Annotated in this window: 19 protein-coding genes and 2 pseudogenes; 10 read left to right on the forward strand and 11 right to left on the reverse strand. The window is 74.3% G+C overall.

Going from position 1 to position 20,304, the window contains the following annotated elements:
• Positions 1 to 141 precede the first annotated feature (141 nt).
• A complete protein-coding gene (locus LUW75_RS11180; protein WP_250335484.1) occupies positions 142 to 1,095 on the reverse strand; it encodes an FG-GAP-like repeat-containing protein in 954 nt (317 codons plus the stop codon).
• Positions 1,096 to 1,821: 726 nt separating this feature from the next.
• Between LUW75_RS11180 and LUW75_RS11185 the strand changes: the two genes are divergently transcribed.
• Together LUW75_RS11185 and LUW75_RS11190 are read left to right on the forward strand one after the other, a co-directional pair.
• Positions 1,822 to 3,732: a S9 family peptidase gene (locus LUW75_RS11185; protein WP_250335485.1), complete on the forward strand. Its 1,911-nt coding sequence runs from the start codon at positions 1,822 to 1,824 to the stop codon at positions 3,730 to 3,732.
• Between the two features lie 22 nt (positions 3,733 to 3,754).
• On the forward strand, positions 3,755 to 4,522 hold the full coding sequence (locus tag LUW75_RS11190) for an SURF1 family protein (protein ID WP_250335486.1): 768 nt from the start codon (positions 3,755 to 3,757) through the stop codon (positions 4,520 to 4,522).
• A 171-nt stretch (positions 4,523 to 4,693) separates the two neighbouring features.
• On the opposite strand, the gene LUW75_RS11195 is transcribed toward LUW75_RS11190, so the two are convergent.
• The 6 genes from LUW75_RS11195 to LUW75_RS11220 form a co-directional block, all read right to left on the reverse strand.
• Positions 4,694 to 5,722 carry a hypothetical protein gene (locus tag LUW75_RS11195; RefSeq protein WP_250335487.1) on the reverse strand — a complete coding sequence of 343 codons (1,029 nt, stop codon included), beginning with the start codon at positions 5,720 to 5,722 and terminating at the stop codon, positions 4,694 to 4,696.
• A gap of 356 nt (positions 5,723 to 6,078) precedes the next feature.
• Positions 6,079 to 6,762 (reverse strand): SigE family RNA polymerase sigma factor, encoded by a 684-nt coding sequence (locus LUW75_RS11200; RefSeq protein ID WP_250335488.1) that lies wholly within the window; start codon positions 6,760 to 6,762, stop codon positions 6,079 to 6,081.
• A 932-nt stretch (positions 6,763 to 7,694) separates the two neighbouring features.
• The gene (locus tag LUW75_RS11205; protein WP_250335489.1) at positions 7,695 to 8,966 is read right to left on the reverse strand and encodes an aspartate kinase; all 1,272 of its coding nucleotides are present in this window, start codon (positions 8,964 to 8,966) and stop codon (positions 7,695 to 7,697) included.
• A 278-nt stretch (positions 8,967 to 9,244) separates the two neighbouring features.
• Complete coding sequence (locus LUW75_RS11210; RefSeq protein ID WP_250335490.1) at positions 9,245 to 9,904, reverse strand: DUF5063 domain-containing protein; 660 nt, start codon at positions 9,902 to 9,904, stop codon at positions 9,245 to 9,247.
• Positions 9,897 to 10,496: a recombination mediator RecR gene (recR, locus tag LUW75_RS11215; RefSeq protein WP_010470411.1), complete on the reverse strand. Its 600-nt coding sequence runs from the start codon at positions 10,494 to 10,496 to the stop codon at positions 9,897 to 9,899. The genes LUW75_RS11210 and recR overlap by 8 nt, the downstream gene beginning before the upstream one ends.
• Before the next feature lie 117 nt (positions 10,497 to 10,613).
• A complete protein-coding gene (locus LUW75_RS11220) occupies positions 10,614 to 10,949 on the reverse strand; it encodes a YbaB/EbfC family nucleoid-associated protein (RefSeq protein ID WP_250335491.1) in 336 nt (111 codons plus the stop codon).
• Positions 10,950 to 11,267: 318 nt separating this feature from the next.
• Here LUW75_RS11220 and LUW75_RS11225 point away from each other — a divergent pair.
• Positions 11,268 to 11,967 (forward strand): annotated as a pseudogene (locus LUW75_RS11225) (SLATT domain-containing protein).
• A gap of 9 nt (positions 11,968 to 11,976) precedes the next feature.
• On the opposite strand, the gene LUW75_RS11230 reads toward LUW75_RS11225, so the two are convergent.
• Positions 11,977 to 12,627: a hypothetical protein gene (locus LUW75_RS11230; RefSeq protein WP_250335492.1), complete on the reverse strand. Its 651-nt coding sequence runs from the start codon at positions 12,625 to 12,627 to the stop codon at positions 11,977 to 11,979.
• A gap of 114 nt (positions 12,628 to 12,741) precedes the next feature.
• The gene (locus tag LUW75_RS11235; protein ID WP_250335493.1) at positions 12,742 to 13,455 is read right to left on the reverse strand and encodes a GntR family transcriptional regulator; all 714 of its coding nucleotides are present in this window, start codon (positions 13,453 to 13,455) and stop codon (positions 12,742 to 12,744) included.
• A 383-nt stretch (positions 13,456 to 13,838) separates the two neighbouring features.
• Between LUW75_RS11235 and LUW75_RS11240 the strand changes: the two genes are divergently transcribed.
• Both LUW75_RS11240 and LUW75_RS11245 read left to right on the forward strand, forming a co-directional pair.
• Positions 13,839 to 14,465: a DJ-1/PfpI family protein gene (locus LUW75_RS11240; RefSeq protein ID WP_250335494.1), complete on the forward strand. Its 627-nt coding sequence runs from the start codon at positions 13,839 to 13,841 to the stop codon at positions 14,463 to 14,465.
• A 469-nt stretch (positions 14,466 to 14,934) separates the two neighbouring features.
• A pseudogene (locus LUW75_RS11245) lies at positions 14,935 to 15,602 on the forward strand (putative protein N(5)-glutamine methyltransferase).
• Between the two features lie 493 nt (positions 15,603 to 16,095).
• On the opposite strand, the gene LUW75_RS11250 reads toward LUW75_RS11245, so the two are convergent.
• Complete coding sequence (locus LUW75_RS11250) at positions 16,096 to 16,458, reverse strand: hypothetical protein (RefSeq protein ID WP_250335495.1); 363 nt, start codon at positions 16,456 to 16,458, stop codon at positions 16,096 to 16,098.
• 100 nt (positions 16,459 to 16,558) lie between these two features.
• Positions 16,559 to 17,368 carry a transposase family protein gene (locus tag LUW75_RS11255; RefSeq protein WP_250333783.1) on the reverse strand — a complete coding sequence of 270 codons (810 nt, stop codon included), beginning with the start codon at positions 17,366 to 17,368 and terminating at the stop codon, positions 16,559 to 16,561.
• Positions 17,369 to 17,670: 302 nt separating this feature from the next.
• Here LUW75_RS11255 and LUW75_RS11260 point away from each other — a divergent pair, with 302 nt between their 5' ends.
• The 5 genes from LUW75_RS11260 to vph all read left to right on the forward strand — a co-directional run bounded on the left by LUW75_RS11260 (position 17,671) and on the right by vph (position 20,173).
• On the forward strand, positions 17,671 to 18,507 hold the full coding sequence (locus tag LUW75_RS11260; RefSeq protein ID WP_250335496.1) for a helix-turn-helix domain-containing protein: 837 nt from the start codon (positions 17,671 to 17,673) through the stop codon (positions 18,505 to 18,507).
• A complete protein-coding gene (locus tag LUW75_RS11265) occupies positions 18,504 to 18,749 on the forward strand; it encodes a DUF397 domain-containing protein (RefSeq protein WP_250335497.1) in 246 nt (81 codons plus the stop codon). The genes LUW75_RS11260 and LUW75_RS11265 overlap by 4 nt, the downstream gene beginning before the upstream one ends.
• Positions 18,746 to 18,976, forward strand: coding sequence for a hypothetical protein (locus LUW75_RS11270; RefSeq protein WP_250335498.1), 231 nt, complete (start codon positions 18,746 to 18,748; stop codon positions 18,974 to 18,976). Before LUW75_RS11265 ends, LUW75_RS11270 begins: the two co-directional genes overlap by 4 nt.
• Entirely contained in the window at positions 18,973 to 19,221 is a 249-nt protein-coding gene (locus LUW75_RS11275; RefSeq protein WP_462933718.1) for a hypothetical protein, read from the forward strand. The genes LUW75_RS11270 and LUW75_RS11275 overlap by 4 nt, the downstream gene beginning before the upstream one ends.
• Positions 19,222 to 19,318: 97 nt before the next feature.
• Complete coding sequence (vph, locus tag LUW75_RS11280) at positions 19,319 to 20,173, forward strand: viomycin phosphotransferase (RefSeq protein WP_250335499.1); 855 nt, start codon at positions 19,319 to 19,321, stop codon at positions 20,171 to 20,173.
• The last annotated feature ends 131 nt before the right edge of the window (positions 20,174 to 20,304 follow it).

The following is a 20,304-nucleotide window of genomic DNA, read 5'->3' on the forward strand; positions in this document are numbered from 1 at the left end:
GGCGCCGGCACCGGCGGGTGCGTCGTGGCGCGGGTCGGCCCCGGGCGGGCACCGGTGCGCCGGCCCCGTCCGCGGGCGTCTCCGGCGCCGGACGCGGTCGTCGGCCCCCGCCCGGGGGGGGCCGGGCAGGTGCCCCGGTGCCTACAGCAGGTTGTAGATGCCGTAACCCGTGCCGATCTTCACCGGCTTGGTGAACGGAGCCGCCGCCCGGCCGGTGCCGGAGTACCGGAACAGGTCACCGGCGGCCGAGCGGGCGACGAGGTCGGACCTGCCGTCGGCGTCGAGGTCCCCGACGGACAGGAGGCGGTCGTACGTGTTCCACCCGGCGCCGATCCTGGTACGGGCCTCGAAGGGCGCCTTGTTGTTCCCGGTGCCCTTGTAGAGCCACAGGACGCCCGTCCTGTCGCGGGCGACGATGTCGTCCCCGCCGTCACCCGACAGGTCCCCCTGGCCGGCGATCTCGGTGTAGGCGTCCCAGCCCTTGCCGACGCGCACGCGCGTGTCGACCAGGCCGCTCGCGTGCCCGACGTAGGTCCACAGCACACCGGCCTCGTCGACGGCCATGAGGTCGGCGTCCCGCGTGCCGCCGAGGTCTCCCGGGGACAGGACGTCGGTGTAGATCGTCCAGCCCCTGCCCACGTCCTTGACGTGCGCGCCGGACCCGTCGGACCAGACGTACGACAGCTTCCCGTCCTTGTGGAGGTTCCAGGTGCCGTCGCCGTAGCCGTCCTCGTCGTTGTCCACGTGGACGACCGCGGCGGCGAAGGAGTAGTCGACCCCGACGTCGTAACGCGCCTCGAAGCCGCCCCGGCCGTTCGGGAAGTACAGGTAGAGGTTCGACGTCTTCTTGTCCACGGCGGTCATGGAGAACGTGGGAGTCGCCACCGCGCCGGGTGCGGCGGCGCGGCGCCGGTCCGCCTGCCCGGGGGAGGCGGTGCGGTACCGCGCCTCCTCGGTGGCGCGCGTCTTCTCGGCGCCGGCCGTGCCCCTCCCCTCGGCCGCCGCGGCGGTACCGGCCGCGGCGGCCATCGCGGTGGCTGCGGCCGTGAAGGCGAGTAAGCGCTTGAGACGGTTTCCGGAATTGCTCGATGCCATGTCGATTCCCCTCGGTGCCCGGGCGTTCGCGGATGACGGCCGGCCCGCGCCGGCGGTTCCCGGGCACTGTCCCACGGTCCGTCAGATATATCGCGGGAAATACGATCCGCTTGAAATCCGGACCGTTTCGCCCGCCCATTCGGTACGTCGGCCCGCGCGTTTCGGCCGGGACCGGACCACTGCGGCGGAACGGCGCACGGGTGGCGGGGACCGCGGCCGGCCCGCCGACGGGCCGGGAACCGTCCGGACGACGGTGATCCCCCTGCCCGCGAGCCGGTGTCGTCCCCGTCCGGCCGGACGGGAGAAGCCGGTGTTCCCCAGCGGGTGGAGCCGGGGGAACCCGCTGCCGGTTCGCCGTGCCCACCCGGCGGCACGGCGGCGCGGGCGCGACATCGACGCAGGAGCCCGAGCCCGCCGACGGCCCCGGCCCGCGCCCGCTGTTCGCCGCCCGTCGCCCGCCATCCGTCGTCTGCCGCCCGCCGTCCATCGCCGGGCGGCGGGACCCGGAGCACGGGGCACGGGGGCGCCGTGCGGGGCGGCAGGGGGCCAGCGGGCCGGGACGAGGGCGGGGCGGCGGCCGAAGGCGGCAGGTCGGGCGGCGGCCGAAGGCCGTCGTGGCCGTGGTCGCGGTCGTGGTCGTCGTGGGCACGGGTGGGGCCGGGCGGCCGGGGCGGAGTTTTCCACAGGATCGGCGGGATGTCGGAGGGGCGGAGCATGATGGACGGCATGACTGAGCCGAGCAGCGTGTCCGCGTCCACGACCACCCGCGCGACCGGGCCCGTGTCCGGGCCCCCGCGGACCGGCCCGGCCGGCCGGGCCGCCGGGGCGGAGTGGTCGGCGTTGCCCGACTGGGAGAAGCGGTTCCGCGCGTCGCGGGTGTCCCTGCCCGAGTGGGCGCCGGACGCGCCGGACCGGGCACTGTTCGTGTCGAACGCGACGGGGACCCACGAGCTGTACGCCTGGGACCGGGGGACGGGCCGGCAGCGGCAGGTCACGGACCGGCCGAACGGCACGACGGACGGGGCGCTGTCGCCCGACGGCGAGTGGATCTGGTGGTTCGCGGACACGGACGGCGACGAGTTCGGCGTGTGGATGCGGCAGCCGTTCGCGGGCGGCGCGGACGAGCCGGCGGTGCCCGGACTCGCCCCGTCGTACCCCGCGGGCCTCGCCCTCGGCCGGGACGGCACGGCGGTCGTCGGCCGGTCCACGGAGGAGGAGGGCAGCACCGTCCACGTCGTCCGGCCCGGCGGGGAGCCGGTGGAGGTCTACCGGCACCGCGGATCGGCCGGGGTCGGAGACCTGTCGTACGACGGGACGCTCCTGGTGATCGAGCACACCGAGCACGGCGACGCGATGCACGCCTCGCTGCGCGTGGTGCGGCCGGACGGCTCGCTGGTGGCGGAGCTGGACGACACCAAGGGCGGCACGAAGGCCCTGGGTCTGGCGGTGATGGGCTTCGCCCCGGTCGACGGCGACCGGCGTCTGCTCGTGGGGCACCAGCGGCGCGGCCGGTGGGAGCCGATGGTCTGGGACGTCGCGTCGGGCCGGGAGACGGAGCTGGACCTGGACCTGCCGGGGGACGTGAGCGCGGAGTGGTACCCGGACGGGTCGGGGCTCCTGATCGTCCACGACCACGCGGCGCGCACGGAGCTGTGGCGGTACGACATCGCGTCGCGGCGGCTGTCGCGGGTGGACACGCCGGCCGGTTCCGTCTCGGAGACGACGACCCGCCCGGACGGCACGGTGGAGTACCTGTGGTCCTCGGCGGCGGTGCCGCCCGCGGTGCGGTCGACGACCGGCGCGGTCGTCCTCGCCCCGCCCGGCCCGCAGGCGCCGCCCTCGGTGCCGGTGGAGGACGTGTGGGTGGAGGGCCCCGGCGGCCGGGTCCACGCGCTGGTGCAGCGGCCGGCGGGGGCGGCGGGCCCGCTGCCGACCGTGTTCGACCTGCACGGCGGCCCGGCCTGGCACTACAGCGACGCGTTCTCGGCGGTGCCCGCCGCGTGGGTGGACCACGGGTACGCGGTGGTACGGGTGAACTACCGCGGCTCCACCGGGTACGGGCGTGAGTGGACGGACGCGCTGCGGCACCGGGTGGGTCTGATCGAGTTGGAGGACGTGGCGGCCGTTCGCGAGTGGGCGGTGTCGTCGGGCCTCGCCGACCCGGAGCGGCTGGTGCTGACGGGCGGCTCGTGGGGCGGCTACCTGACGCTGCTGGGACTGGGAACGCAGCCGGACGCGTGGGCGGTGGGCATCGCCGACGTGCCGATCGCGGACTACGCGGCGGCGTACCGGGACCAGATGGAGGCGCTGCGGCCACTGGACCGGACCCTGTTCGGCGGCTCCCCGGAGGAGGTGCCCGAGCGGTACCGCGCCTCGTCCCCGATCACGTACGTGGACCGGGTGCGGGCACCGGTGTACATCGCTGCGGGCGTCAACGACCCGCGCTGCCCGATCCGGCAGATCGAGAACTACGTGGAGCGGCTCGCGGCGCGCGGCGCGGCGCACGAGGTGTACCGGTACCCGGCGGGCCACGGCTCACTGGTGGTGGAGGAACGGATCGCGCAGCTGCGACAGGAGCTGGAATTCGCCGCACGGCACCTGCCCGCCGCGGGCGGGACCCGGCCGGGAGGGGGGTGACGGCGTTCCGTACCGTGGAGGGGTGTACCGGTTCCTGACGACACCCCGCTGGTGGGGGATCAACGTCTTCGTGCTGCTGGCGATCCCGTTCTGCCTGTTCATGGGGGTCTGGCAGCTGGGCAGGTTCGAGGATCGCGTCGACTCGCACCGGGAGGCGGGGCAGCGGGCCGCTTCCCGGACCGCGGAGGCGGCGGCACCGCTGGCCGAGCTGCTGCCGGTCGACAAGGAGACGTCGGGCCGCCAGGCGACTGCTGGCGGCCGGTACGGGAGGCAGTTCCTCGTGCCCGGCCGGGAGCTGGACGGCAGGACCGGTTCGTACGTGCTGACGCTGCTGCACACACCGGAGGGCAAGGTCCTGCCGGTGGTGCGGGGCTGGCTGCCGGAAGGGGCCGCCGCCCCGGCGCCGCCGCCCGGCGAGGTGACCGTGACCGGTGCGCTCCAGGCGTCCGAGCACGCCGGGAGCGGCGGCGTCCGTGCGGCGGGCGGTCTGCCGGAGGGCCAGCTGGGCATCATCAGCGCGGCGTCACTGGTCAACATGGTGCCGGACGACGTGTACGACGCATGGGTGACGCTCGGGGACTCCCCCGCCGGACTGACCCCGGTCCCGGCGGCCGCGGCGGCGGGCACCGGCCTGGACCTGAAGGCCTTCCAGAACCTCGGCTACACGGGCGAGTGGTTCGCCTTCGCGGGCTTCGCCGTGTTCATGTGGTTCCGCCTCTTCCGCCGGGAGGCGGAAGCGGAACGGGACCGCGCCCTGGGCCTCGACCCGGAGTCCCCGGCCGCCGGCTGACCGCGCCACCCGGCCCGTACCCGCCCGGCCCACCGGCCCGCGGGGCGGGCGGTCGCCCGCGTCCCGTCCCCGCCGCGCCTTCGTGCGGGTCCGTCGCCGCGCCCACGTACGAGCCCGCCGCCGTACCGCACCCTCACGCGAGCCGGTGCGGCCGACGGCTCGGCGGGAGGGTCACCCCGCCGGGAGGATGCCGGTGCGGTAGATGGTGCCGGCGCAGGCATCGGGGACGGTGGCCACCGCCTGGGAGCCGCCCGCCCCGGGGGTGTACGTCACGCTGACGCTGCCGTCCGCGGCGCCCTCCCGGCGCATCAGCTGCGGTTCGACCGCCGCCGCCGTTCCGGTCTCCGCGCCGCCCTCGTCCATGCGGGTGCCCGCGCCGTCCGCAGTCGGCTGGGGTTCCTCCGGGGAGGCGGACGGCGTGGGCTCGGGCGACTGGCCGCCGCCTCCGCCGGTACCGCCGTCGCCGTCTCCACCACCGCTGCCCCCCTCCGCCGGGCAGGTCCCGCTCGGCACCCAGGCGAACCTGACCTCGTACGCCCCGGAGGGCTTCAGCACCAGGCTGCCCACCGCCGTGGACGGGTCGGGCAGGCCGGGCGCCCCGTCCCCGGACGTGTGCCCGACGACGCTGACGCGCCCCGGGTCGGCCGCGCCGCTCGTGGCGAAATCGACCGTGCCCGCGGTGTGGACGGAGCAGTCGCGGGCGGAGACGTTGGTGACGCGGAACGCGCCGTGGACCGTGCCGTCCCCACCGGGAACGCCCACGTCGGCTGCGCTCACCGCGAGTTGGCCCGCCTCGCAGGCGGGGAGCGCGGCCGAGGAGGGGGCCGTGCCACCGGGGGCGCCGTCCGGGCCGCCGGGGGCGCCGGCACCGGCGGACGAGGGGCTGCGCTCGGGGCCGGCGCCGTCCTCGGCGGAACCGCCCGGCCGGTCGGAGGGAGCGCCGGAGGCCGAGGCGGCGGGGCCGCCGGTGCCGCCCTCCACCTGCGCGCCGTGGCCGGCGTTGACGGGGTCGGCGTCGGAGGCGCCGTCGGAGGCGGCGACGTGCACGAGCGCGGGCACACCGGTGCCGAGCAGGATCACCGCCGCGGCCGCGCCGACCAGCGCCTGCCGCTTCCGCGCCCGCCGCGCGGGGACGGCCCGCCGCAGGTGGTCGAGCGCGCCCGCGGAGGGCTCCAGCCCCTCCACGGCCCCGCGCAGCATCCGCTGCAGCGCCAGCTCGTCTCCGTCGAACCCGTCGCTCCCGAGTCCGTCCCCCAGGGGCCGGAAGCATCGGGGCCGGGGGCGGCGGGTCCTCCGGACGTGTTCCCCGCCGTCTTCCCCGCCGCTTCGGGGGCGTCCCGCGGGACAGTCCGCGGGGCCGTGCCCTCCCGGTCGTCGGCGGCGGGCTGGGCGGGGGTGGTCCGCGCCGGGGTGCCTCCGGCGGCTCCCGAGGCGGGGGGAGGTGTCCCCGGAGATCGGGGTGTCGGGATTTTCAGGGGTGTTCACTGCGTGGTTTCCAGTCCGGTAGTCCGACGGCCCGTCCGACCCGTTGTGCTCGTGGTCTTCCGTCCGGTCGCTCATGTCTTCGCTCCCATGACGACGCGCAACGCGGCGATGCCGCGGGAGCCGTACGCCTTCACCGACCCGAGCGATATCCCCAGGGTCTCGGCGACCTGCGCCTCCGTCATGTCCGCGAAGTACCGCAGAACCAGTACCTCCCGCTGGCGGCGCTGCAGGCCGCGCATCGCCGTGATCAGCGCGTCGCGCTCCAGCTGGTCGTACGCGCCCTCCTCCGCGCTCGCCATGTCCGGCATCGGCTTGGAGAGCAGCTTCAGCCCGAGTATGCGGCGGCGCAGCGCGGACCGGGAGAGGTTCACGACGGTCTGGCGGAGGTACGCCAGGGTCTTCTCCGGGTCGCGGACCCGCTTGCGGGCGGAGTGGACGCGGATGAACGCCTCCTGGACGACGTCCTCGCAGGAGGCCGTGTCGTCGAGGAGCAGCGCGGCGAGACCGAGCAGCGACCGGTAGTGGGCGCGGTACGTCTCGGTGAGGTGGTCGACGGTGGTGCCCGACGTCGTCTCGTCGGCGCTCCCACGGGCGAGCGGGACGCGGGCACGGCGTGTGGCGGGCACGGGCGCGATCACCGGCATGCCGCCGCGCCACCGGTCGCGCGGGGACTGCCGGGGCGGCCGCAGGAGCGGGACGACCGCCGCGCCGCCGCGCGCGGGGGCCGCCTGTGGGACGTCGAGTACCTTTGCCACGCCTGTTGGACGCGCCGCCCCTCGTCAGGGTTGTACGCGCACGCCGCCGTGATCGACGGTGCGTCGTTCGCCCTCATGCGTATCCGATCTCCCCATCGCCCCGTTCACGCGGCAGCACGTGGGGCGACCGCGGAGACGCTCTCCGCCGGCCACCGGTTGCGGCGAGAGGGCGGGAGCATCGTCGAACATGCCATCGCCCCGGTCCGATCGGCATCGGCCGAAGGATTTCGCACAGGGCGCTCACAGATCCTACAAAGGTGCGGAACCGCCTTCACCGGGCACCGCCCCGAGGGACGGGGCGGTGCCCCGCCCGGGTGGTCCGCGCGCCCCGGACGGTTCCGGGCGCGTCACCTCCGCGGAGGCCGCCCGCCGCGGGCGGGACCCCGGGAAGCGCCTTCACCGCGGGGCGCGGCGGACCGGTCCGTGCCGACGGCCCCGTGACGCCGACGGCACCGGCGGGACCCCGCGGCCGGAGCCGTACGAGGCCGGGTTCTGCGGGCCGGGGAACCCCGAGGACCGGAGGCCTGCGGCACCCGGGCGTGCGGCACCGAGGGCCGTACGGCATCAGGAGCCGTACGGGACCGGGGAGCCGTACGGGGCCCGGCGTGAGAGCCCCGCCGCCCATGCCGCGTGGCGTGCTCGTCCCGGCCCGCGGGGGCCGGCGGCCGCGGCGGGGTCGGAGAGCCCCGGCACCGGCGCGCACCGGCTTCCGCCCCGTCACGGGACCGGGACGCCCCAGGACCGGCCCGTCGCAGGACCGGACGCCCCGGGACCGGCTCGTCGCAGGAGCGGACGCCGCGAAGCCGCCCCTCACGAGGCCGAGGCCTCGCGCAGCCGCCCCGCCGCGGGGTCGGGACCTCACGGAACCGACCCGGCACAGGACCGGCCCCGCACGGGGCCGGGTCCGCCGCGGGGCCCGGGTGTCCCGGTGGTCAGCGGCCCGTGCCGCCGTACACGACCGCCTCGGCGGAGTCGCTGTCCAGGCCGAAGGCGGTGTGGACGGCGCGGACCGCCTCGTTGACCTCGTCGGCCCGGGTGACGACCGAGATGCGGATCTCGGAGGTGGAGATCACCTCGATGTTCACACCGGCGTCGGACAGCGCCTCGAAGAAGGCCGCGGTGACGCCCGGGTTGGCCTTCATGCCCGCGCCGACGAGGGAGATCTTGCCGATCTGGTCGTCGTAGCGGAGGGACTCGAAGCCGATGGAGGCCTTCTGCCTCTCCAGGGCGTCGATGGCCTTGCGGCCCTCGGTCTTGGGCAGCGTGAACGAGATGTCCGTCAGACCGGTGGCCGCGGCGGAGACGTTCTGCACGACCATGTCGATGTTGATCTCGGCGTCCGCGATGGCGCGGAAGATCGCGGCGGCCTCGCCCGGCTTGTCGGGCACGCCGACGACGGTGATCTTCGCCTCGGAGGTGTCGTGGGCGACACCGGAGATGATGGCCTGCTCCACCTTGCGGTCCCCTCGCGGTTCGTTGCTGACCCACGTGCCCTGGAGCCCCGAGAAGGAGGAGCGGACGTGGATCGGGATGTCGTATCGGCGCGCGTACTCGACGCAGCGGTGCAGCAGCACCTTGGAACCGGAGCTGGCGAGCTCCAGCATGTCCTCGAAGGAGATCCAGTCGATCTTCCGGGCCTTCTTCACAACCCGCGGGTCGGCGGTGAAGACGCCGTCGACGTCGGTGTAGATCTCGCACACCTCGGCGTCCAGCGCCGCGGCGAGGGCCACGGCGGTGGTGTCGGAACCGCCCCGGCCGAGGGTGGTGATGTCCTTCTTGTCCTGGGACACGCCCTGGAAGCCGGCGACGATGGCGATGTTGCCCTCGTCCAGCGCGGTGCGGATGCGGCCCGGCGTGACGTCGATGATGCGCGCCTTGTTGTGGACCGAGTCGGTGATGACGCCGGCCTGGCTGCCCGTGAACGACTGGGCCTCGTGGCCCAGGTTCTTGATCGCCATGGCCAGCAGGGCCATGGAGATGCGCTCCCCGGCGGTCAGCAGCATGTCGAACTCACGCCCGGCGGGCATGGGCGACACCTGCTCGGCGAGATCGATCAACTCGTCCGTCGTGTCGCCCATCGCGGAAACGACGACGACCACCTGGTGGCCGTTCTTCTTCGCTTCGACGATTCGCTTGGCGACGCGCTTGATGCCCTCGGCATCGGCGACGGAGGAGCCTCCGTACTTCTGCACGACAAGGCCCACGTGCGCTCCTCGCTCAGTCCGTTTGCGGTCGGCTCAGTCTAACGAGCGGCCGGAGAACGCCTCCGGGATGCCACATCCTGAGATGTCCCGCCCGCGTGACCGCCCCGGGGGCGCCGCCCGGCCGCGCGGGGACCCTGCCCACCCCCGGCACTCCCACGCCGGATGTGTCCCGGCTCACGCCGCGGGGCCGGGCGGGCCGGCGGCGGACGGGCCGGGACCCGGCGGGCCGAGGCCGCTTCCGGCTCCGGCCGGCGGACGGGCCGGCCGGAGCCGGGCGGTCACTTGCGGGAGTGGAGGCCCAGCGGGGCGGCGATCTCCTGGAACATCACGCGGCCCGCCTCCTCCGCCAGCGCCTCGTCCGCCACGTCCTCGTCGGTGTCCAGCCCGTCCAGTGCCTCCAGCGGCTGGTCCAGCCGGACGTGGGAGACCAGGGACTGCAGCGCCCGCAGCGTCGCGGAGGCCGTGGGCCCCCAGTTGGAGAAGTACGAGAACTGCCACCACCACAGCGCCTCGGTGGTCCGCCCCGCCCGGTAGTGGGCCAGTCCGTGCCGCAGGTCGGTGACGATGTCGGCCAGGTTGTCGGAGATCCGGCACGGCACCGGCGCCCTGCGCGGCTCGTACGGGTCGAAGACCTCGGAGAAGACGTCGACCGGGTCCAGGAGCACGGCGAAGCGCTCCCTCAGGTCGTCGACGTCCATGTCGGGCCCCGTGTCCGGCTCGTAGCGCTCCTCGGGGAGGATGTCCTCGTGCGCCCCCAGCCGGCCCCCGGCGAGCAGCAGCTGCGAGACCTCCAGCAGCAGGAACGGGATCGCGCTGTCGGGTTCGTCCCCCTTGGCCACCTCCGTGGTGGCCACGATGAAGGACTCGATGGAGTCGGCGATCTGGACCGCGAAGCTGTCGGGATCCAGCGAGTGGGCGTGGAGCGTGGCGTCAGACATCGAGGAGTCGTCTCCCTTCGAACGCGCGACCGAGTGTGACCTCGTCGGCGTATTCAAGGTCTCCGCCAACGGGCAGTCCGCTGGCGAGGCGCGTGACCTTCAGGCCCATGGGCTTGACCATCCGCGCCAGGTACGTCGCGGTGGCCTCCCCCTCCAGGTTGGGGTCGGTCGCCAGGATCAGCTCGGTGACCGTGCCGTCAGCCAGCCGGGCCAGCAGCTCCCTGATCCGCAGGTCGTCGGGGCCCACGCCCTCGATCGGGCTGATCGCGCCGCCGAGCACGTGGTACCGCCCCCGGAACTCGCGCGTCCGCTCGATGGCGACGACGTCCTTGGGCTCCTCGACCACGCAGACGACCGCGTCGTCCCGGCGCGGGTCGCGGCAGATGCCGCACCGCTCCTCCTGGGCGACGTTCCCGCAGACGGCGCAGAACCGGACCTTCTCCTTGACCTCCAGCAGCGCGTGCGCCAGCCGGCGCACGTCCGTCGGCTCGGCCTGGAGGACGTGGAAGGCGATCCGCTGCGCGCTCTTGGGACCGACGCCGGGCAGCCTGCCCAGCTCGTCGATGAGGTCCTGGACCACGCCTTCGTACAACGGAACGCCTCTCCGGGAGTGCAGTCTTGCTCGTTACGGTAATCGCTGCGGGTGCGCCGCAGAAGACTCGGCGTGAACCCGCCGCGCCGGCGGGGTGGGCGGCCCGCGCCCGCCGCGTCAGAAGGGCAGGCCCGGCATGCCGCCCAGCCCCTGGGCCAGCGGGCCGAGCTTCTGCTGCTGGAGCTGCTGCGCGTTCTCGTTCGCCGCCTGCACGGCCGCGACGACCAGGTCCGCGAGCGTCTCCGTGTCCTCCGGGTCCACCGCCTTCGGGTCGATGACCAGCCCCCGCAGCTCGCCCGCCCCGGTGACCGTGGCCTTCACCAGGCCGCCGCCCGCCTGGCCGTCGACCTCCGTGCGGGCCAGCTCCTCCTGCGCCCGCGCGAGGTCCTGCTGCATCTTCTGGGCCTGCTGGAGCAGCTGCTGCATGTTGGGCTGGCCACCACCGGGGATCACGGTCACTCCTGCGCGTCGACGATTCTTCGGTCACGGCCGAGCCTACGTGGTCACCGCGCGACGCGCCCCACGCGCATTGGCTCACTCTTTCGGGTGAGTCACTGGCGCGCCCCCTACCTGATCACGGCCCTCTTCCGTGCGGAAAACCCGTGATTCGGCCACCGGTGCCCTCCATTCGGCGGTAGGAAGGGCTCCGCACGATCCGCACCCCCCACCACAGCCCACGTCCGCCGATCCCTTCCCCACACCACCCACGTCATCGCACGTCACGCAGAGTCACGCAGAGCGCAGAGGAGTGCCCCGGTGAGCCAGCCGGAGATGCAGCCCGGGGGGCCCGCCCGGGGGAGGACCTGACGGGACGGCCGTTCCCGCTCGGCGACTGGGGGAGCCGGCCGAGCGGCTGCACGAGCTGTACCGGTGGGTCGAGGCGAACGCCCTGCGCACCACCGACTGGTACCTCGCCGACCGGCTGTGGAAGCGCCGAGGCGCCCGCGCCCTGCGGGCGGGTACGGCGTTGGGCGGTGTCCTGGGCGCCGCGCTGCCGCTGCTGGACCTGACGGGCGCCCTGGACGGCGCGGCCGGCTGGGGCTACCTGTCGCTGCTGCTCTCCGCGGCGTGCCTGGCGTGCGACCGGTACTTCGGGGTGACGTCGGGCTGGATGCGGGACGTGGCGACGGCGCAGGCGGTGCAGCGCCGTCTGCAGGCCCTGCAGTTCGACTGGGCGTCGGAGAGCGTCCGGGAGGTGCTGGGCCCCGCGGAGGGCACGGCCGCCGAGGCGGCGGAGCGCTGCCTGGGAGTGCTGCGGCGGTTCTCCGAGGACGTGACGGAGGTGGTGCGGGCGGAGACGGCGAGCTGGATGGTGGAGTTCCGGGCGGGCCCGGCGTCCCTGGTCACCCAGGCCCTGAACAGCGCGCCCACGCGTTCCGAGGCGGGGTCCGGCCAGACGGGGGGCCGCTTCCCGCTCCCCCCGGCGGCCCGCCCGAACATGCCCCGCCAGCGCCCTCCGGAACCCCGCTGAGCCGCTCCCTCAGCTGAAGACGATCATCGACCCCTGGCCCAGGCTGCGGGTGACCGCCGCGTGCAGGCCCAGCCAGACGTGCCGCTCCCGCGCGAAGGGGTCGTCGTCGTGCGGGACGGGCGCCGCCGGCTCCTCCAGCGACGTCGGGCGGTCGGGCGGTCGGGGCGCGGCCGGCGGGTTGGCCGGGTCGATGCCGATGGACGGGGCCACGTACTCCAGCTCCCGCAGCAGCCCCTGCGCGGAGCCGAGCGGGCCGCCCCCGGCGAGCAGCTCCTCGGTGGAGAGCGGCGCGGGGAAGTCCACCGGCACGTAGGCGCCGGCGTGGTCGTAGTGCCAGACCAGGTGGGACCGCTGGGCGGTCTGCTCGAACATCTCCAGCAACTGCCCGTAGTCGCCGCCCAGTTCGTCGACGGGCGTCACGGCGAGGCCGCAGACCTGGAGCAGGTAGGCGCGGCGCAGGAAGTGCAGGGCGTCGTAGTCGAACCCGGCGACCGGCGCCACGTCGCCCGACAGGCCGGGCATGTAGGCGAAGACGGGCACGGTCGGCAGGCCCGCCCCGGCCAGCGCACGGTCGTACGCGGCGATCTCCTCGGCGAAGGGGTTGTCGGGGCTGTGGCACAGCACGTCGACCAGGGGGACCAGCCACAGGTCACAGGCCAAGGTGGGCTCGCTCTCGGATCGGGGCGTCTGCCGGGGCGGCGGCACAGGCCGGTCCTGTGCCGCGGGCGTAGGGTCACAGTGATACCCGGCGGCACGGCCGCCGAAGCACCGGCGCTACGCGGGGTGTTCGGGCGCCCCGCGGGGCACCGGGAGCTGTTCCAGGTGGTCGGCCCAGCTCAGCGAGTGGGCGTAGTACGCGTCGAGGACGGCGGCGACCCGCCGGGCCGGGCCCGCCGCGACGGCTTCCGCCAGCTCCTCGTACCCGCACCACAGACGGTCCCGCGACCGCCGGTCGCCCCTCAGGTACGGGACGGCGAACACCCACGCCTGAATGTGCAGCCGGTGGAGGAAGTCGGCGATGCAGCGGTTGGCGACGAACCCGCTCAGCTCCCGCCAGAACCGCACGTCGTAGCCGATCAGGACGTCGAGGTCCCCGGCGCGCGCGGCCCGCGCGGCCGCCTCGGCCCGCCGCCGTACGGAGACGAGCACCTCGTCCGGCACGCGCCCCCACCCCGCACCGCCCTCCATGTGGCGGCGCAGGACGCCGTCGACGACCAGGGAGCGGGCCTCGACCATCGCCCGGTAGTCGTCGACCGTGAACCGGTGGACGCGGAAGCCCCTGTGCTGGTCGGAGTCGAGCAGCCCCTGCGCCGACAGGTCGACCAGCGCCTCCCGCACGGGCGTCGCGGACACGCCGTACTGGTCCGCGATCTGCTTGACCGTGAACTCCCGGCCCGGCTGGAGACGTCCCGCGAGCACCTCGTCACGCAGCGCGTCCGCGATCTGCTGGCGCAGGGTGCTGCGGGTCACAGGTCCGCTCACGGGCATGGGCAGGTCCCCTCCGTCCGGTTTCGGACACCTTAAGCCAGCCGACGGGGACCGCCGTGGGAACCGGGTGGAACGGGGCCGCCGCAGCCGGGCCGCGCCGGGGGAGGGAGCGGGTCGGGACACGGGTGGGGCCGGGCGGCCGGGTGGGCCGGGGGAGGGCGGGGCCGGGCCGGGAGTCCCGGTGGGGGCGGTAGGGGCGGGGGCCGGGCGGCTCCGACGGGGCGGCGGGGTGAAAAGCGCTCGCCGCACCGGGAGGGAATCGGGTTTCGTGTGCGGTGAGCGCCAGGCCCGGCACGGTGCCGGGCCGCCCGTTCCCCACGGACGGCACACCACCGCCCGCGCGGTGGGGACGCGGGCACCGGCGCGGCATCCGGGAGGCCTCCGTGACCACCGCCACCGCTCCCCGCGGGACCGTCCACCTCGCCGTCTACGACACGTTCGCCGACTGGGAGACCGGCCACGCGACGGCCTGGTCGGCCCGCGGCGGCTACGCGATCCGCACGGTCGGCCCGACGGCCGGCCCGGTCACCACGATCGGCGGCCTGCGGATCACGCCCGATCTGGCCCTGGCCGACCTGCGCCCCGAGGACAGCGCGATGCTGGTCCTGACCGGTGCCGACCGGTGGGACGAGGGCGACGAGCTGGCCCCGTTCGCGGCGAAGGCCCGCGCGTTCCTCGACGCGGGCGTGCCGGTCGCGGCGATCTGCGGTGCGACCGCCGGGCTGGCCCGCGCGGGGCTGCTGGACGGCCGCCCCCACACCTCGTCCGCCGCGGCCTACCTGGCGGAGACCGGCTACGGGGGCGGCCGGCACTACGTGGAGGCGGACGCGGTGACCTCCGGGGACCTGATCACCGCCGGGTCGACGGAGCCGGTCGCGTTCGCGCGCGAGGTCCTGGGCCGGCTGGGCGTGTTCGAGGGCGAGCGCCTCGACGCCTGGTACCGGCTGTTCCACCACTCCGACCCGGCCGCGTACGAGCTCCTGGACTCCGGGGATCCGGCCGGCGCCTGAGTGGGTGCGGGCGGGGGCGGCCCGGGCGCGCTCCGCCCGGACCGGCCGGTCCGGCCGGCGGGTCCCCGCCGTCGGGTAGGGTGCCCGGGACGCCACGAGGGCGCACGAGGACCGAGGGGTGGGACGCATCGACGCCAGGCAAGGACGGGTGCTCCCCTCCGAGGGCGGTACGGCGATCACGCCGCGGCCGTAACAAGACCGCCGGGAGCACACCGCGTACGCGGCCCCGAGAGGTTTCCACGTGTCCACGACCCCCGCATCCCGCCTCCCCCACGGACGCACTCCCGGTACCGCCCCGGCGCACGGTGCCGCTTCCGCTCCCGGTACCGCCCCGGCGCACGGTGGCACGACCCCGCATCCCGGGCCGGCCGGTGTGGTCGACGCCCTCCGCACCGCCGGGTGCGTGTTCGCCGAGGAGGAGGCGGAGTTGCTGCTCGCCGCCGCCCGGACCCCCGCCGAGCTGACCGCCATGGTGGCGCGCCGCGCCGCCGGGCACCCCTGGAACACGTCGTCGGCTGGGCCGACTTCGGCGGTCTGCGGATCGCCGTCGACCAGGGCGTGTTCGTCCCGCGCCGCCGCACCGAGTTCCTCGTCGAGCGGGCCGCCGCGCTCGTTCCGCGCGCCGGCCGCCCGGTCGTCGTCGACCTGTGCTGCGGTACGGGCGCGCTGGGCGCCGCCCTCGTCGCCGCCCTGGACGGCGCCGCCTGCCTGCACGCCGCCGACATCGACCCGGCGGCCGTGCGCTGCGCCCGCCGCAACCTCGCGCCCCTCGGCGGCCGGGTCCACCACGGCGACCTGTACGGCGCCCTGCCGCCCTCCCTGCGCGGCCGGGTCGACCTGCTGCTGGCCAACGTCCCGTACGTACCGACCGACCAGATCGCCCTCCTCCCCCAGGAGGCCCGCCTCCACGAGTCCCGCGCCGCCCTCGACGGCGGCGCCGACGGGCTGGACGTGCTGCGGCGGGTGGCGGCGGAGGCCGCGCGCTGGCTGGCGCCGGGCGGGAGCCTGCTGTTCGAGACCAGTGACGCCCAGGCCCCGGCGGCCGTCCGGATCGCCGAGGCCTCCGGCGCACTCGCCGCCCGGATCGCGACCTGCGAGGACCGTCACGCGACAGTGATCGTCGCGACCCGGGCGTGAAGCCGACGCCCGGGGGACCGGATTCGGCGCCCGGGGGACCGGCGGTCCCTGCCCAGCCCACCGGTCCCGTCCTGCGTGCCGGTGCCTCGATGGGACCGGCACGCCGGCGGAGCCGGCGAACGAAAGGAGCGACTCGCGCCATTCACCGGGGGTTTCAGGACGACCACCCGGCTTTGTGATCACGCCCACAGGGCGGCGGCCGGAGGCGGACCAGCGCCGGCGGACGACCGCGGGTGGTGGGCGCCGCACCGGGGCCGCGCGGACCGGCGCCCCCGCGAGCCGCGCCCGCGGTCACGCCTCCGCCCACGAGTGACCGGTGAGGACGTGTCCGTGGAAAGCGACAGCACCGCGACCGGCACCACGCCGGCCGCGGCCGTCGGGGGCGCCACCGTCCGCTACCGGACCGTGGTCGCCCTCGACGGGGCGCACGTGGACTTCCGCCCCGGCACCACCGCCCGACCGGCCCGCCCCGCGCGGAGGCGCGACAGGGGGCTCACCCTCCGCCCGGCGAACCGGGGCGGTTCAGCAGCAGCGCCACGACCGCGCTCTGCAGCAGCAGCGGGTGCACGAACCGCCCCGGCTCCGTCGGCGGGCACCGCCACGTCAGCGGCCAGGTGGACCCCTCCAGCGCGGGCACCGGTACGTAACTGATCCGGCCCGCCTCCCCGTTGAACCGCACGGCCACCCCCGGCCAGGGCCGCCGGTGCGTGCTGCCCGGCGGCAGCAGGAAGTACATGTCCTGCCGCCCGTTGACCCGGCGGACGATGGGCCCCGGATCGCCGTCCGTCACGGCCTCCAGGCAGTCGGCCACGAGCCGCCCGCCGAGCCCGTCGAGCCGTACGGCGTCGAAACGCACCCCCGCTTTGTGGAGTTGATGTCCCGAGAGCGGGACCCAATCGAGCTGTTCGCGGCAATTCCTCGAAATCACCAAGCCAGTGAGGTTTTCTCAGCGGTGTTCACTTCCAGATTTCGTTGAGGACGAGGGCGGCTCGGGCGATGTCGCCGATCCGGTTGGGGCTGAGCGTGACGTGCTGCAGGGTGCGCCATCGCTGCTTGAGTTCGGCGGCGGTGCGCTCACCCAGCGCCCTCACGTGCCGTACCAGGGCGTTGAACATGCGGGTGTCGGCGTGGAGTGCCTGTTCCGACTTGCCCTTCGGGCGACGGACGGGGACGCGGATGCCGATACCCGCGCCGGTGTAACCCTTGTCCGCCAGGGTCGGCAGGCCGCTGGCCGCTGCTTTGTACAAGGCGGGCAGGGCGTGGGTGCGGGCGGCGGTGATGTCAGGGGTCGAGCCGGGTTCGACGTCGGAGACCCACAGCGGGGTGCCGTCCGGAGCGGACAGGAACTGGACGTTCCCACCGAATGCCTTGTGCTTCTGGCTGAACCACAGGTCGTTGCCGTTCTCACGGACGCCGGCCACGCGGTCGCAGGGGATGAGCGTCCCGTCGAGGATCACGTGTGTCATGCCGGCGCGTCGGCAGCGGGAGAGGACCTCGTGCAGGTCCGGGGCCTTCTCGGCGAGGACGTCGATGCCTTCGTGCAGGTAGCGGTAGCCGGTGGCCTGGGAGATTGCGGCGTCACGGGCCAGACAGTGCACACACCCCCGCTCGCGAAACCAGCGCAGCACCAGCACGGCCTGGCGGAACGGGCCCAGCGCCCGCGAGCCCTTCGGCGTGCCGATGCGCCGCCGGTGCGCGGCCAGCAAGCGGGACAGATACTCCACGACAGGGCGCGGGACGTCGAGCGTGGCAACATAGGTGACCAACGTAAAGCCTCTGGTTCAGCGGACATGATCTTGGCAGACCTGTTCCTACCAGGGGCTTTACGTCTGTCCAGAGCCGGGGCCGCCTGGCCCGATCCACCCGGACATGCATCGATCAGCCCGCTTCGCGGAGATCATTCCGCTGAGAAAACCTCAGTGTGCGCGCCGGAGCTAGCGTTTCCCCATGACTGCGGAGGAACCGCGGAAACGGTTCCGACCTGGGAAAACACCTTGCCGTGCAGTCGAATTCGGCGGCGATCAGTTGAGATCGGTCGAGACCGGTCGAGTCCATGCGTGGAGCGAATATGGCTGGGCGAGAGAACAAGGAAAAGGCGACCCCGACGGCACAACTCGTCGCGCACATGACGCGCACCCTGCGGAAGCAGAAGGGGCTGACCCAGGAGCAGCTCGGTGAGATGTGCGGCTTCTCCGGAGGGGCGATCAGCGGCGTCGAGACGTGCGCCCAGCCGGCCAGCGACCAGATGCTGGTCAAGCCGGAGGCGGCCATCGGCGACGGGATGGGCTTCTTCGAGGAGGCCCGGTTGTACCTGCGGATCGAGAAGTACCCGGTGCAGTTCAAGGAGTACGCGCTGCTGGAGCGCGCGGCGGTCAATCTGTACCTGTTCGCGACCCCGGTCGTCCACGGCCTGTTCCAGACGGAGGAGTACGCACGGGCACTCATCGCCGGTGGGTTCCCCATCCTCACGGAGGAGCGGGTGGAGGAGCTGGTCGACGCGAGGATCGCGCGGAGGGAGGTCTTCGACCGGGAGCCGCCCACGCTTGTCGAGCTGGTGCTGGACGAGGCGGTACTGCTTCGGCCCATCGGTGACCGGGGCGTCATGCACCGGCAGCTGGAGTTCCTTCTGGAGTGCGCCCGCAGGCGCAACGTAACGATTCAGGTGCTCCCCCTCGACTGCGCGCTGCACGGGGAGTACGCAGGAGCACGTGGCGAGCTCAACGTCCTGGAGACACAGGAGCACGAACACCTGGTTTACCTGGAGATCCAGGACGAGAGCCTCCTGGTCAGTGATCCGGCAAAGGTGAGCACGTGTATGCAGCGGTATGCGAGGATCCGTGGGCAGGCCCTTACCGCACGTGAATCGCTGGGCCTCATCGAGCGGTTGGCAGGAGAACAGCAGTGACCAGCACCCTTCAGTGGTTCAAGTCGAGCTACAGCAGCTCCAGCGGCGGTGAGTGCGTCGAAGTGGCCTTCGACTGGCACAAGTCGTCATACAGCAGCGACGCGGGCGGCAACTGCGTCGAGGTCGCCGCCTGCCCCCACGCCGTTCACGTCAGGGACTCCAAGGTCCCCGACGGCGGTTCGTTCGCCGTCGCGCCCTCGGCGTGGGCGGCGTTCCTCGCGGACGCCACCGCCACGCCGTGAGAACCGTCATCGCCGGGCGGCTGGTCGAGCTGCCCGGCACCATAGCGGCGATCCGGGCGGCCCTGGACGAGGACCGGGCGCGGGCGTTCGACGCGGAGATCCCGCACGTCCCCGTGGCGGAGCTGCCCATCGCGCTCGCCCGGTGGGCGCTCTCCACGACGGACGCCGACCGGGAGGACGCCGAGCTGTTCGACCGCCTGGCACGCGGCGAGGGCGTACGGGAGTGAACTGCTACCGCCTCCAGTACGCGCCCCCGGCAGACCTCGCCCTCGACTCCATGGACACGTCCCTGCGCACCCGGTTCGACGCCGGAATGCACGGCCGGCTGGCCCCGGACCCGTACGGGTCCGGCTCGGTGCCGATAGGCCCGGACGAGGACCGGCGGGAGGCGACCGTATCGGGTGTGGTGATCCGGTACTACGTGAGCCGCGGCGTCTCGACGGTCACGGTCGTCCGCGTCGTGTACCTCTGAGGGGCCCTTTCCTGCGGGCCCCGGCGGGGACGGACGGGCGGGACGGCACTTCGCGCACCTCACCTCCGACTCATCGAAGGACCCACAGGTCACGCCCGTGAGCATCCGTACGACGCATCGAGCTTTGCTGAGCCGCCTGCTGCCCGGTGACAGGACGGACGACCTGGCAGTACGCCAGGGGCAGTTCCACACCGTGGTCATCGGCTCGGACCGTGTCGTGTGCCTGCCCCGCACCCGGGCAGCGGCCGCCCGGCTGCCTCAGCGGGCGGCCGCACTTCACGCGCTCGCCGGCCTCGGCCTCGGCTTCCGCACACCCGAGCCCCTGCTCCGGGGCGGCGCCGAGGAGGTGCCGTTCCTGGTGCTCGGCCGCATTCCCGGGGAACCGCTGGAGGCCGACGCCCTCAACGGTGCCCGGGTGGTCGACACCGTGGCGGCGCAGTACGTCACGCTGCTGTCCGATCTGGTCCGTGCCGGCACCGACGAGACGGTACGAGCGGTTCTCCCCCGGGCACCGGAGGACCGGTGGCGGCGGTTCGCGGGGAGCGTGCGCGCGGAGCTGTTCCCGCTCATGTCCGACAGCGGGCGCCTGCGGGCCGAACGGGAACTCGCAGCACTCGACGGCCTCCCCCGCATCACCCGAGCCGTGGTGCACGGCGACCTCGGTGCCGAGAACGTCCTGTGGGAGTGGACGCACGGCCTGCCGCACGTCTCCGGCGTGCTCGACTGGGACGACGTCGCACTCGGTGACCCGGCCGAAGACCTCGCAGCCATCTGCGCCGGCTACGGACCCGAGTTCCTGGAGCGGGTGCTCGCCCTGGGCGGTTGGTCGGACCGCGGCCTCCTCACCCGCATCACCGCGATCCGCGGCACATTCGCCCTGCAGCAAGCCTTCTACGCCATCCGCGACGGCGACGAGGAAGAACTCGCGGACGGTCTGGCCGGCTACCGCTAAGACACCCCGGCGCCTCCCGCTTCACCAGCACTTCGCGTCGACGGCGGCACGGTGAGCCCGTGCGGTCACGGCGTTGGCGTCGCATCGGACCGCGCCCGCCCGCTCCCACACCCGGGAAAAGGGCCGCTGCG

This window comes from Streptomyces sp. MRC013 (genome assembly GCF_023614235.1).
Taxonomy (GTDB): Bacteria; Actinomycetota; Actinomycetes; order Streptomycetales; family Streptomycetaceae; genus Streptomyces.